14 protein-coding genes are annotated in these 12,167 nt (G+C 69.7%); 4 read left to right on the top strand and 10 right to left on the bottom strand.

Annotation, left to right across the window (positions count from 1 at the left end):
- Positions 1 to 144: 144 nt before the first annotated feature.
- The 9 genes from LGR69_RS19110 to LGR69_RS32070 all read right to left on the bottom strand — a co-directional run bounded on the left by LGR69_RS19110 (position 145) and on the right by LGR69_RS32070 (position 7,132).
- Complete coding sequence (locus LGR69_RS19110) at positions 145 to 585, bottom strand: cupin domain-containing protein (protein ID WP_230366988.1); 441 nt, start codon at positions 583 to 585, stop codon at positions 145 to 147.
- Positions 585 to 992: a carboxymuconolactone decarboxylase family protein gene (locus LGR69_RS19105; protein ID WP_007568103.1), complete on the bottom strand. Its 408-nt coding sequence runs from the start codon at positions 990 to 992 to the stop codon at positions 585 to 587. The genes LGR69_RS19110 and LGR69_RS19105 overlap by 1 nt, the downstream gene beginning before the upstream one ends.
- A gap of 16 nt (positions 993 to 1,008) precedes the next feature.
- Positions 1,009 to 1,434: a DUF779 domain-containing protein gene (locus LGR69_RS19100; protein WP_007568104.1), complete on the bottom strand. Its 426-nt coding sequence runs from the start codon at positions 1,432 to 1,434 to the stop codon at positions 1,009 to 1,011.
- Between the two features lie 259 nt (positions 1,435 to 1,693).
- Positions 1,694 to 3,217, bottom strand: coding sequence for an aldehyde dehydrogenase (gene adh, locus LGR69_RS19095; protein ID WP_050732390.1), 1,524 nt, complete (start codon positions 3,215 to 3,217; stop codon positions 1,694 to 1,696).
- A gap of 356 nt (positions 3,218 to 3,573) precedes the next feature.
- Complete coding sequence (locus tag LGR69_RS19090; RefSeq protein ID WP_230366987.1) at positions 3,574 to 3,921, bottom strand: DUF3325 domain-containing protein; 348 nt, start codon at positions 3,919 to 3,921, stop codon at positions 3,574 to 3,576.
- Positions 3,918 to 5,441 (bottom strand): PepSY-associated TM helix domain-containing protein, encoded by a 1,524-nt coding sequence (locus LGR69_RS19085; protein WP_230366986.1) that lies wholly within the window; start codon positions 5,439 to 5,441, stop codon positions 3,918 to 3,920. The genes LGR69_RS19090 and LGR69_RS19085 overlap by 4 nt, the downstream gene beginning before the upstream one ends.
- Positions 5,438 to 5,749, bottom strand: coding sequence for an iron transporter (locus LGR69_RS19080; protein WP_230366985.1), 312 nt, complete (start codon positions 5,747 to 5,749; stop codon positions 5,438 to 5,440). The genes LGR69_RS19085 and LGR69_RS19080 overlap by 4 nt, the downstream gene beginning before the upstream one ends.
- Before the next feature lie 216 nt (positions 5,750 to 5,965).
- On the bottom strand, positions 5,966 to 6,229 hold the full coding sequence (locus LGR69_RS19075; RefSeq protein WP_230366984.1) for a hypothetical protein: 264 nt from the start codon (positions 6,227 to 6,229) through the stop codon (positions 5,966 to 5,968).
- A gap of 96 nt (positions 6,230 to 6,325) precedes the next feature.
- On the bottom strand, positions 6,326 to 7,132 hold the full coding sequence (locus LGR69_RS32070; protein ID WP_039904215.1) for a cold-shock protein: 807 nt from the start codon (positions 7,130 to 7,132) through the stop codon (positions 6,326 to 6,328).
- A gap of 313 nt (positions 7,133 to 7,445) precedes the next feature.
- On the opposite strand from LGR69_RS32070, the gene LGR69_RS19060 reads away from it, so the two are divergent.
- The 4 genes from LGR69_RS19060 to LGR69_RS19045 all read left to right on the top strand — a co-directional run bounded on the left by LGR69_RS19060 (position 7,446) and on the right by LGR69_RS19045 (position 10,614).
- A complete protein-coding gene (locus tag LGR69_RS19060; protein ID WP_007568119.1) occupies positions 7,446 to 7,919 on the top strand; it encodes a response regulator in 474 nt (157 codons plus the stop codon).
- A 110-nt stretch (positions 7,920 to 8,029) separates the two neighbouring features.
- On the top strand, positions 8,030 to 9,112 hold the full coding sequence (locus tag LGR69_RS19055; RefSeq protein WP_050732396.1) for a Ppx/GppA phosphatase family protein: 1,083 nt from the start codon (positions 8,030 to 8,032) through the stop codon (positions 9,110 to 9,112).
- Between the two features lie 10 nt (positions 9,113 to 9,122).
- Complete coding sequence (locus LGR69_RS19050) at positions 9,123 to 9,848, top strand: RlmE family RNA methyltransferase (protein ID WP_122158964.1); 726 nt, start codon at positions 9,123 to 9,125, stop codon at positions 9,846 to 9,848.
- Positions 9,849 to 9,858: 10 nt separating this feature from the next.
- Positions 9,859 to 10,614, top strand: coding sequence for a hypothetical protein (locus LGR69_RS19045; RefSeq protein WP_230366983.1), 756 nt, complete (start codon positions 9,859 to 9,861; stop codon positions 10,612 to 10,614).
- A 197-nt stretch (positions 10,615 to 10,811) separates the two neighbouring features.
- Here LGR69_RS19045 and LGR69_RS19040 read toward each other — a convergent pair whose 3' ends face one another.
- Complete coding sequence (locus LGR69_RS19040) at positions 10,812 to 11,909, bottom strand: DUF4167 domain-containing protein (protein WP_230366982.1); 1,098 nt, start codon at positions 11,907 to 11,909, stop codon at positions 10,812 to 10,814.
- Positions 11,910 to 12,167: the final 258 nt, after the last annotated feature.

The following is a 12,167-nucleotide window of genomic DNA, read 5'->3' as shown; positions in this document are numbered from 1 at the left end:
GATCTCTCCCACCCACGCCCTCGTCCTGAGGTGCCCGGCAATCGAAGATTGCGGGGCCTCGAAGGAGGCCTCCGCTACGCTTCGGCACCTCAGGATGAGGTGTTCTGTTTGGAAATGCGTTCGCCGGGCGAACAGACCGGCAGCCTACCCCTCCGCCTTCGACCAATCGACGCCGGCTTCGAGCTCGGGCAGCAGGACCACGCTCTCCTGTTCGTTCGGGTCGGTCCGGGCGATCACCGCGGTCACCGGCTCGGTCTGGCTGCGGTTGTAGGGCAGGTGCGGAACGTCGGCGGCGATGTAGACGAACTCGCCGGCGCCGGCGATCACGTGGTGCTCCAGGTGTTCGCCCCAGAAGCAGCCCGAGATGCCGGACAGGACGTGGATCGCGGTCTCGTGCGATTCGTGCTTGTGGGCGTGGGCGCGCTCGCCGGGCGGGATCCTCAGGAGCTGGAGATGCAGGGCCTTGGCGCCGACCGCCTCCGCCGAGATGGCCGGGCGGTAGATATGGCCCTGCTTGCCGCGGAACGGCGCGCTCTCGCGCAGCACCACCAGGCCCGGCTTCCGGGTCTCGAATTCGTCGCTCATCATTCCCCCACCTTGAATGCGGCATCCACGGGGATCTGCATGCCGTTGACCAGGGCGTTGGTCTGGTTCGCCATGCCGACCACCGCCAGGAACTCGCCGTGCTGCTCCGGGGTCAGGCCCTTCGCGCCCGCCGCCGCGGTGTGCGAGTGGATGCAATAGGGGCAGCCATTGGCGATCGAGACCGCGATATAGACCAGCTCCTTGGTCAGCGGGTCGAGGCTGCCCGGTCCCATCACGGTCTTGAGGCTGGCCCAGGTCCGCTCCAGCAGGCCCGGATCGTTGGCGAGGCCGCGCCAGAAGTTGTTGACGAAATCCGAGCCGCGGGTCGCCCGGATGTCGGCGAACACCGCCCGCACCCGCGGATCGGCCTCCGCCTCGGCGTCGCTCAACAGCTTCACGGTGGCCATTGATCCCCTCCCCGCCTCAGAGCTTGCACGCGCCCTCGAGCGCCCGGTTCTCGGCCTCGGTGAACAGCCGCGAGCGGATATGGAAGCGCTTTTCCCGGCCGTTTTCCAGCGAGAACATGCCGCCGCGCCCCGGGACCACGTCGAGCAGGATGTGGGTGTGCTTCCAGACCTCGAATTGCGAGCGCGAGATGTAGAAGTCCGCGCCGCCGACGGTGCCGAGATGGACGTCGCCGTCGCTGATGATGAAGTCGCCGACCGGGTAGCACATCGGCGAGGACCCGTCGCAGCAGCCGCCGGACTGGTGGAACATGACCGGTCCGTATTCGGAGCGAAGCTCGTCGATCAGCGCCAGAGCCGCGGGGGTGGCGGTCACCCGCAGCGGCGTCCCGTCGGCCCCGGTTTGCTCCGCGGTGGTGGCTTCTTGCGTCGAGACCGCGCTCATACTGCCCTCCCGTGCTGAGTGTTGGATATGCGTGCTGGAATTCGAATTTCCACGACGCGCAGGATTTGACCTGCTGCGAAAGCGGACATTCCCACCCCCGCCCTCATCCTGAGGTGCCGAAGCGAAGCGTCGCCGCCTCAGGATGAGGGGTTTAGAACTGGATAACCCTCGCGTCGGGATGGCGCCCCCTCCCCCGAACAAAAAACCCCGGCCGTGAGGCCGGGGTGAAGTCAGCTCGGGGGATGACCCGGACCGGAACTCAGAAGAAGCCGAGTTTCTTGGCCGAGTAGCTGACCAGCATGTTCTTGGTCTGCTGGTAGTGATCGAGCATCATCTTGTGGGTCTCGCGGCCGATGCCGGACTGCTTGTAGCCGCCGAAGGCCGCATGGGCCGGATAGGCGTGGTAGCAGTTCGTCCAGACGCGGCCGGCCTGGATCGCCCGGCCGAAGCGGTAGGCGCGGGTGCCGTCGCGGGTCCAGATGCCGGCGCCGAGGCCGTAGAGGGTGTCGTTGGCGATCGACAGCGCGTCGGCATCGTCCTTGAAGGTCGTGACCGACAGGACCGGGCCGAAAATCTCCTCCTGGAAGATCCGCATCTTGTTGTGGCCGCGGAACACCGTCGGCTTCACGTAGAAGCCCTCGGCCAGCTCGCCGTCCTTGACGTTGCGCTCACCGCCGGTGAGCAGCTGCGCGCCTTCCTGGCGGCCGATATCGATGTAGCTGAGGATCTTCTCCATCTGCTCGCCCGAGGCCTGGGCGCCGATCATCGTGGCGGGATCCAGCGGCGAGCCCTGGGTGATCGCCTCGACCCGCTTGATCGCCCGCTCCATGAAGCGGTCGTAGATCGACTCGTGCACGAGCGCGCGGCTCGGGCAGGTACAGACCTCGCCCTGGTTGAGGGCGAACATGGTGAAGCCTTCGAGGGCCTTGTCGAAGAAGTCGTCGTCCTCGTTGGCCACGTCGGCGAAGAAGATGTTCGGCGACTTGCCGCCCAGCTCCAGGGTCACCGGGATCAGGTTCTGCGAGGCGTATTGCATGATCAGGCGGCCGGTGGTGGTCTCACCGGTGAACGCGATCTTGGCGATGCGCGGCGAGGAGGCCAGCGGCTTGCCGGCCTCGAGACCGAAGCCGTTGACGATGTTGATCACGCCCGGGGGCAGCAGGTCGGCCAGCAACTCCATCACCACGAGGATCGAGGCGGGGGTCTGCTCGGCGGGCTTCAGCACCACGCAATTGCCGGCCGCGATCGCCGGGGCGAGCTTCCAGACCGCCATCAGGATCGGGAAGTTCCACGGGATGATCTGGCCGACGACGCCGAGCGGCTCGTGGAAGTGGTAGGCCACCGTGTCGTGGTCGATCTCGGAGATCGAGCCCTCCTGCGCGCGGACGCAGCCGGCGAAGTAGCGGAAATGGTCGATCGCCAGGGGGATGTCGGCGTTGGTCGTCTCGCGGATCGGCTTGCCGTTGTCCCAGGTCTCGGCGAGCGCGATCAGATCGAGGTTCTCCTCCATCCGGTCGGCCATCTTGTTGAGGATGCGGGCGCGCTCGGCCGGGGCGGTGCGGCCCCAGGCTTCCTTAGCCGCGTGGGCGGCGTCCAGCGCCTTGTCCACGTCGGAGGCATCGGAGCGCGCCACCTCGCAGATGACCTTGCCGGTAATCGGCGAGGTGTTCTCGAAATAGCGACCGGCGGTCGGGGCGACCCATTGGCCGCCGATGAAATTGTCGTAGCGGGCCGAGAAGGGTGACTTCGTCCGGGCGTCGCCGAGGAATTCCGGCTTGTTCATGGCTCTGTTCCCTCCATAAGCCCCGGCCTCGCGAACCGCGGCTCTTGGGCTGAAGCTGGTACGCGGACCGCCGCTTATCTCAGGTCGGTCCGGTTCGGCTCGGATGGCAGCCAATGGCTTTTGGCCTGCCGAATCAAGGTGGACTTTTGGCCAGTGCGCGAGTGGGGCGAGTCTACGCCCTCCTGTTCAGGATCGCGAGGGGACAATTTTGGACCGGTTCTGAAGTGCCCGGCAGCCATGCGAAGACCGGCCCGTCGCGGCGCCCAGCCGCCGATTGCTCGGCCAACACTGTCGCATTCCTGCAAAGCCGATGTGCTGACCTTGAGCGTTAGCTTGGCAGACGCTTGAGACGGTTCTCAGGGGCCCAGGGCGAACGGCAGGGCGAGCATCGCCAGCGGCAACGCCGCGACCGCGGCGGCTCGCAGCCAGGCCGGGCGATAGGACATCACCGCCACGACCAGCAGCGCCCCCCCGGTCAGGCCGCCGATCCACTGCACCGGCCCGAAATTCCAACCGCTGCAGGCGACCGCTGCGGCGAAGGCCACCGCGAGTCCAGACCATCCGGCTGCCCGCAGGCTCCGGATGCGCGCCCGCGGCGCGGGGACCCGGAATGCGGCGCGGTGGTGCCGGTCGAGGCTAAGCGCCAGGGCGGCGAAGCTCGAGAAGCTGAGGCAGAGGCTCAGGGCGAGCGCGGAAGCGGTCACGCTTCCACCGCCCTGGACAAGGTCGGCCGGGCGACCCGCGACCGCTCCGGCCGCTTGGCCGCGAGCCGCGCGCCGACGGCGAGCAGGATGGCGACCACCAGCATCGCCGCGTCGAAGCCGAGGAACCGCGCCTGGCCCACGGTGAGCGTGTCGGCGACCGGGATGGCCAGGAAGGCGAGCGCCGCGATCCCCAAGGCGAACGGCCAGGCCTTGGCCTTCGGGTACAGGGACGCCACCAGGGCGGCGAGGATCCAGGCGGTGAAGAAGGCGCGCACCTCCCAGCCGGCGCGCTCGGCGAGGTCGACGGGCAACAGGCGATTGGCCAAGAAATAGGCGGCCAGACCCGTGGGCAGGCCGGCGATGGTGCCGAGATTCAGGACCCGCACCAGACGCAGGCCGAAGCCCGCCGGGTTCGCGCCCTTCGGCGCCCGCGCGACTGTCCAGAGCACGAGGCCGGACGCGATGGTCGCCGCACCCATAATTCCGCAGAGGAAGAACAGCGCCCGCAGTGGCGCGGCGGCGAAATGCGCCTCGTGCAGGCCGACCATCACGGCGCCGGTGCGGGTCGCCGCGCCGACCTCGCCGGTGCGCGACAACTCGGCGCCGGTATCGCCGGCATAGACGATCTGCGGATGCAGATGGGCCAGGCCGGGGGGCTCCTCGAAGAACGCGGTGACGCTCGCGGCCGCATCGCCCGGCATCGTGACCATCACGACTTCGGGCGCCTCGCCGTGGGCCGCCATCGCCCGGGTGACGATGTCGCCGAGCGGCATCAGGCTGCCGGGCTGGCCCGCGGGCTTGCGCGTCGCCGCCATGATTCCGGATTCGGCGTAATAGGCCAGGATATCGTGCCGATAGGCCACCTTCACGCCCCAGGGCATCAGCATCGGCCCCAGCTCGATGAGGCCGGTATAGACGATCATCAGGTGGAACGGCAGCGCCAGCACGCCGACGACGTTGTGGGCATCGAGCCAGCCGCGCTGGGCCGACTTGTCCCGCCGGAAGGTGAAGAAGTCCGCGAAGATGCGCCGATGGGTGATGATCCCGGTGATCAACGAGATCAGCAGGATCATCGCGCAGGTCCCGACGATCCAGCGTCCCCAGATCGGCGGCAGGCTCAGCTCGAAATGGAAGCGGTAGAGGAAATCGCCGCCCCGCGTGTCGCGCGCCTGAGACGCCTCGCCGGTGGCGGGATCGAGCAGCGCGTGGTGATACGGTCCGGCCGGATGGTTCCACCAATAGATCTCGGTCGACGGGTGCTCGGCGGTCGGAAGCTTGACGGACCAGGCCAGGGCATCGGGCATCTGCCGCTTCAGATAGATCGCGGCGCGGGTCGCCGCCGTCGCCGGATCGGCCGTCGGCTCGCTGAGCTCCGGCCGCATCCAGTGCGAGATCTCAGCGCGGTAGTAGCTCGCGGTGCCGGTGACGAAGATCGCGAACAGCACCCAGCCGACCACGAGACCGGACCAGGTGTGCAGCCATGCCATCGACTGCCGGACGCTCTTTCCGGGCCGGCTCATGAGGCCACCGCCGCGGAGAACGCCCCGGCGAGCCACAGGCCCCCGGCCAGCAAGGCCGCAATGCCTCCGAGGACCAAAGCCGCACGCGCCAGATTCCGCGCGGCGAAGACCCAGACGACCGCGCCGGCCATGATCGCGAAGCTCGCCAGCGTGCCCGTCGAGACCGCCTCGGAACGCGCCATCGGCAGGATCAAAGCCAGGAGAGCAGCCGACAAGGCCGCGACGCCGTAGCCGCCGACAGCGGCCAGCATCACGCGCCCGGCCACCGCCAGACGGTAGGTCAGCCCCGGCATCGAGCGGGCGCTCATCGCACGGTTTCCCGATTTCGTGATCCCATATCGCGGCCTAGCAGCGGCCGACCGGGACTCGCAACGGCTATGTTTGGGAACGATTCCAGTGTGGCGAGAGCCGCTTAGGCGGCCGGCCGATAGCCGCGACCGCCGGCTACGGGTTCATCCGGCCGCGCGCCGGATTTGTGCTTTCAACGGCGAATCGGTTCGCGCCCATCCGCCCTCTGCCCGACCTCAGCGTGTTCCGCCGACGCCGCTCCGGCTCGATCGCTGCAGCGCGGCCGCCGCGTCCCGCGCGCTCGGCGGCAGGTCCAGGCCGCTCCCGTTGCGGCCGGATTCGGCGCCCGGTCCGGTCACGGGTGCGGCGAAGCTGCGGTCGCGCCCCTTGCCCCAGGCATAGCCGGCATTCACCCCGGCATAGAAGCCGCTGAAATCCTCAGCCCGCGCGGCCGTGTGGCCCAGGATGAGGAGGATCGCGGGCATCAACACAGTACGCATGGCGGTCCCGAAACGCAGAAGGCGGCGCCCCCGGTTCGGGGACGCCGCCTTCCAGCATTCTCACGGATCGCGGCAGCAAGACGGCCGCGACACCGATCAATCTTCGACGTTGATGCTCGAAGCTTCGCGACCCTTCTGGCCCTCGACGACGCCGAGGGTGACCTGCTGACCTTCGGCCAGCGATTCGAGGCCGGCGCGGGACAGAGCCGAACGGTGGACGAACACGTCCTTGCCGCCGTCATTGACCGAGACGAAGCCGAAGCCCTTGGCGGGATCGTACCACTTCACGGTGCCGCTCATCTCGACCGACGGGCCGGAGGCTGCACGGCCACCGCCGCTGAAGCCGCCGCCGGCACCACCGCCGTAGCCGCCACCGCCGCCGTAACCGCCGCCGCCACCACCGTAGCCGCCGCCACCGCCGAAGCGCTCGCCGCCGAAGCCGCCAGTGCGCGGGCGCATCTCACGCCGGGGCGCGGGCGCCTCGGCCGTGGACGTGTCGACGCTGGTGACGCTCGTGACTTGCGGACCCTTCTGACCCTGCGCCGTGGTGACCGTCAGCCGGGTGCCCGGCATCAGATCGGCGTGGCCAGCAGCCTCGACGGCGCGGATGTGGAGGAAGGCATCGCCCGAACCGTCGCCGAGTTCGACGAAGCCGAAGCCCTTCTCCTTGTTGAACCACTTGACCGTCGCATCACGCTCCGGCCCGGTTGCCACCGGTGCCGCGCCGCCGCGGGCCGGGCCACGGTCGAAACCGCCACCGCCGAAACCGCCACCACCGCCGCCACCACCGAAACCACCACCGCCGTATCCGCCGCTGGGGGGAGCCTGATCAGGCCATCTCGGCTCGCCAGCCTCGTCGAAGCCGCGCTTCTGCGGCCCCCTGAAATCACGACCACGTCCCATCGAAAGCTCGCAAAAACCGTCCGCCGCCCTGGTCTCGAATACCGCGTGCGCGCCATCCCAGACAGCCCACGCCCCGCACTATCATTACCCCCGGTCGCGGTAACCAAGAATAACGCCCCAGTCCTGACGCAATCGGGCCTTGACCGCAAGGACCTTCTTGGCCAAGACGCGCCGGTTTCGTTACTTTCTTGCGGCAAACAACGCAGGGCGACAGGACGGCTCGTCGCGGCGTTCGCCTTGCCGACGAGGGCGTTAGCGAAACGCAAAGGCTGTTCGGCTAGACTCGCGTCGCGCCCCGTAACGGCACCCGGCCATGATCGCGACCCCGACATTCCCCGATCTCTCGGCCCTCGTCGTTGACGAGAGCCTCTACATCCGGCGAATCGTGCGCGACATGCTCATGCGGGTCGGCATCAAGCGCGTGCTCGAGGCGCCGGACGGCGCCGAGGCCCTCGGGGTGCTGGCCGAGAGCAAGCCCGATATCAGCATCATCGATTGGGACCTGTCGATTCTGTCGGGGGAGGAGTTCATCCGTCTGGCCCGTACCCCGACCACCTCCCCCTGCCCGACCATCCCGATCATCCTGATGCTCGCCCAGCCGCGCCGGAATGTGGTCGACCGCGCGGTGGCGCTGGGGGTCAACGAGATCATCGCGAAGCCGTTCTCGCCCAAGACCCTGTGGTCCCGGCTCGACGAGGTCATCAACCGGCCCCGCCCCTATTCGCAGGTGAAGAGCCTGCTGCGGCCGATCCCGCGCCGGACCAGCGCCATGAAGGCGGTCGCCTGAGTACGGTCTCGATCGGACGTTGCAGTTCCCGACCGACCCTGTAGGGTCTTTCACCAAGAATGGCCGAGCGCGACGCTCATGGCCGACCCGAAGGACCGACGGCCGCGCCGATGAGGGACGAGACCGCCGCGGCCGCGCCGTCCCGCCCATCGACCGGCGCAGCGCCGCTCCAGACTCCGGCCCCGCTGCCGGGCCGCGACCGGCGTCGCGTCGCCTACGCGGCGCTGGATCTCGGCACCAACAATTGCCGCCTGCTGATCGCCGAGCCGACCTTCAGCGGCTTCCGGGTGATCGACGCGTTCTCGCGCATCGTCCGGCTCGGCGAGGGACTGGGCACCTCGGACCGGCTGAACGAGGCGGCGATCGAGCGGACCGTCGAGGCCCTGCGCATCTGTCGGACCAAGATGCAGACCCGGGGCGTCCGGCGCGCCAAGGTGATCGCCACCGAGGCCTGTCGCCTCGCGGTGAACGGCGCGGCCTTCGTCGACCGTGTCCGCCGCGGCGTCGGGCTCGATCTCGAGATCGTCGACCGGCAGACCGAGGCGTATCTGGCGGTCACCGGTTGCGCCGCGCTCGCCGACCCGGCGGCCGAATCCGTGGTGATCTTCGATATCGGCGGCGGCTCCACCGAGATCGCCTGGCTCGACGGCGAGGCCGCCAACCCGTCCACCGACCCGACCCTGCGGATCCGCGCCTGGGATTCCCTGCCGGTGGGCGTGGTGACCCTGGCCGAGCGCCATGGCGGGGCCGAGGTGACCCGGCGGATGTTCGAGGGCATGGTCGAGGAGGTGGCGGAAAAGCTGTCCGCCTTCGCAATCCGCGCGGCGGCCGCGGCCACGGCGCCGCATTTCCACCTGCTCGGCACCTCCGGCACCGTAACGACCATCGCCGCCATGCACCTGCGCCTGGCGCGCTACGAGCGGCGGCGCGTCGACGGCTTGTGGATGAGCGACCACGAGGTCTCGACGGCGATCGACGACCTGCTCGACACCCGCCTGGAGCAGCGGGCCGACAATCCCTGCATCGGACGGGACCGCGCGGATCTGGTACTGGCGGGCTGCGCGATCCTGGAAGCGATCCGGCGGGCCTTCCCGTCGGACCGTCTGCGCATCGCCGACCGGGGCCTGCGCGAGGGATTGCTGATGAACATGATGCGGGAGGACGGCGTCTGGAACCGGAAGGCCGTTCGATGAGGATTCGGCGATGACGGACCGGCGCGGGGGCGCGGGCTCCACCGGGGGCGTGCGCGGCGACCTCAAGCAACGGGTGAAGACCGGCCGCGGCCGGACGCTGTCGCAGAAGCGCTGGCTGGAGCGCCAGCTCAACGACCCCTACGTCGCCCGGGCCAAGCGCGAGGGCTATCGCTCGCGCGCGGCCTACAAGCTGATCGAGATCGACGAGCGCTACAAGCTGCTGCGGCCGGGCCAGCGGGTGGTCGATCTCGGCGCCGCCCCCGGCGGCTGGTCGCAGGTCGCGGCGCGGATCGTCGGGGCCACGGGGCGGGTCGTGGGCATCGACCTGCTCGAGATCGAGCCGATGGCGGGCGTCGAGTTCATCACCCTCGACTTCCTCGATCCCGAGGCGCCGGAAAAGCTGACGACGCTGCTCGGCGGCCCGGCCGACCTCGTCCTGTCCGACATGGCCGCCAACGCCACCGGCCACAAGAAGACCGACCACCTGCGGATCATCGGTCTGGCCGAGACCGCCGCCGAGTTCGCCCGGGAGATCCTGGCCCCGGGGGGCGCCTATCTGGCCAAGGTGCTGCAGGGCGGCACCGAGAACGCCCTGCTGGCCGACCTGAAGCGCGACTTCACCACCGTGCGCCACGTGAAGCCGGCGGCCAGCCGCTCCGATTCAAGCGAGCTCTACGTGCTGGCCACCGGCTATCGCAGCGTCGCCGCCCGAGCCGCGACGGCCGACGAGGCCTGACCCCGCCGCGATGCTGCTCGCTTGGGCGCTATCGCTGGTCAATCCCGCGCCGCTGCGCCTGCGCCGGCGCGGCTACGTCCGACAGAGCGGCCTGCTCCACGCCCGGTCCCGCCGCTGCCGCGCTGCCTGGGCGCCGCACCTGGTGCGGGCGCGCAGCGTCATCCTCGCCGCCGCGGAGGCGACGGTGGGCCGGGGTTCGGCGGTGGTGCTGGGCTCCGGGCTCCTCGACGACGTGCCGCTCGATGCGCTGGCAAAGCTGTTCGACCGGGTGACCCTGGTGGACGCGGTGCATCCCTGGCCGGCGCGGCTCGCCGCCCGGCGGCACGGCAACGTCGCCCTCACGACCGCCGAGATAAGCGCCAGGCTGACGGATCCCGGCCTCGCGGGACTCTGCGCGGCCGCCGACCTGATCGTCTCGGCCAACCTCCTGTCGCAACTGCCGATCGTCCCGATCGAGGCCTACGAGGCGCGGAGCCTTGAGGCACCGCCGCGGCTCGGCACGCAGATCGTCGAGACCCATCTCGCCGCCCTCGACCGGCTGGCGGGCCATGTGGAGCGGATCTGCCTGATCACCGACACGGTCCAGCGTGCGGAGGACCGGGCCGGGCGGGTGACCGACAGTCTCGACCTGATGTTCGGCGTGATGCTGCCGCCGCCGACCGAGGCCTGGGATTGGGAACTCGCGCCGTTCGGCGAGGTCAGCCGGCGCCGCCGGCTGATCCATCGCGTCCACGCCTATCCGGATTGGCGCGCCGCCCGGGGCTGATCGGCTTCCGGGTTGTGGGCCGACAGGGTCATTGCGAGCGGCGCGAAGCGGCCCAGGGCGGCGCGCGGTCCCGGAATGCAGCGCATCGCTGGTTCGCTTCGCGGACGCGCGCAATGAATGCGAGCGGTGCATCGAAAAGGAAAAAAGCCGCCCCGGTTGCCCGGGGCGGCTTTGTCTGACGGCGACGGCGCTCCGATTTACTCGGTCGGCGCGTCCTCGGTGGGCGTGCGCGCCTCACCCTCCTCCGGGGCGATCCCCTCGAAGCGCGGCCGGCGGCGGCGACGCGGCTTCACGGGCGCCTCTTCGGCCGCGGCCTCGGGGGCCGGGGTGGAAGCCGGCTGCTCGACCGGCGTCGTGGCGGCCACGGGGCGCGGCGGCGTCATCAGGAAAGCCGGTAGGCTCGCCGGATCCTCTGCGGTGACCGGAGCCGGGGCTGCCTCGCGACGGCGCTCGCGGCGGGGCGCCGGCTCGGCCTGACGCGGCGTCTCGGCGCGGGGAGCAGCCTCGCCCCGGGGCTCGGCGGACCGGCGCGGCGGACGCTCCTCCGAGCGAGCCTCGGCCCGGCTCTCCTGCGATCGGTTCTCGGGCTGGCGAGCCTCCGGCCGCGCGGTCTCGGAGCGCCCGGACTCGTAGCGGTTCTGGTCGCCGCGGGCATCCTGACGGTTGTCCTGGCGGTCTTGGCGGTAATCCTGCCGGCCGTAATCCTGGCGCGCGTCCTGCCGGTTCTCCTGCCGATCCTGCCGGTAGTCCGGGCGCTGGTAATCCTGCCGCGGCGAATCCTGGCGCTGGTAGTCCTGCCGGGGCTGATCCTGCCGCCGGTAATCCTGCCGGCCGTTGTTCTCGAACCGGCGCTGGTCCCGGTTCTGGAACCGGTCGCGGCCCTGCTGACGGCCGTCTTGGTTCGGCTCTTGGCGCATCTCGTAGGGCTGAGGCTGCTGGCCGGGATCGTTGTCGTCGTAGCCGTTATAGGCGTGGCCGTTCGGGCCCGAGCCGTTGCCCTGGCCCTCGTCGTCACCCTCGTCCATCTCGTCGTCGTAGGCGCGACTGGCATAGCCGCCGGTATTGGCCGGGCGAGTCTGCTCCTGGGCGCCGGAGACGATCCGGAAATAGTGTTCGCCGTGCTGGAAATAGTTTTCGGCCGCGACGGGGTCACCGGCCGCCTGCGCGTCGCGGGCCAGCTGCGCGTACTTGTCGGCGATGTGCTGCGCCGTGCCGCGAATTTTGACGTCTGGGCCGTTGGATTCGTACGAGCGCGTCAGCGGATTCGGACCTTTCGGCCGGTTGCGGCCGCGCATCCGTCGATTCTGGTTTGGTCTCATCGGTCTTCAGTGACCCTCGTTCACGCAAACGACGTTCTTCGGGGCGCCCGGCGTCGATCTTCAGACGCGCTCCGGCCAAATGCACCCGGTGGAGCCGCACGTATGACCGCTCCGCGGTCCGCGCGTCTGCCTGACCATCCCTCAGCACCGCGCGCCCGGGCACAGACGCCAGAAACCAGTCGATTGTCAGGTTCGAGTGCTGTCGAACCGCCGCGCAGTCGCACGCGCGCTCAA

The organism is Methylobacterium brachiatum (assembly GCF_020523825.1).
Taxonomy (GTDB): Bacteria; Pseudomonadota; Alphaproteobacteria; order Rhizobiales; family Beijerinckiaceae; genus Methylobacterium; species Methylobacterium brachiatum.
The sequence above is the reverse complement of the archived record's forward strand: the minus strand, read 5'-3'. Positions and strand labels throughout refer to the sequence as shown.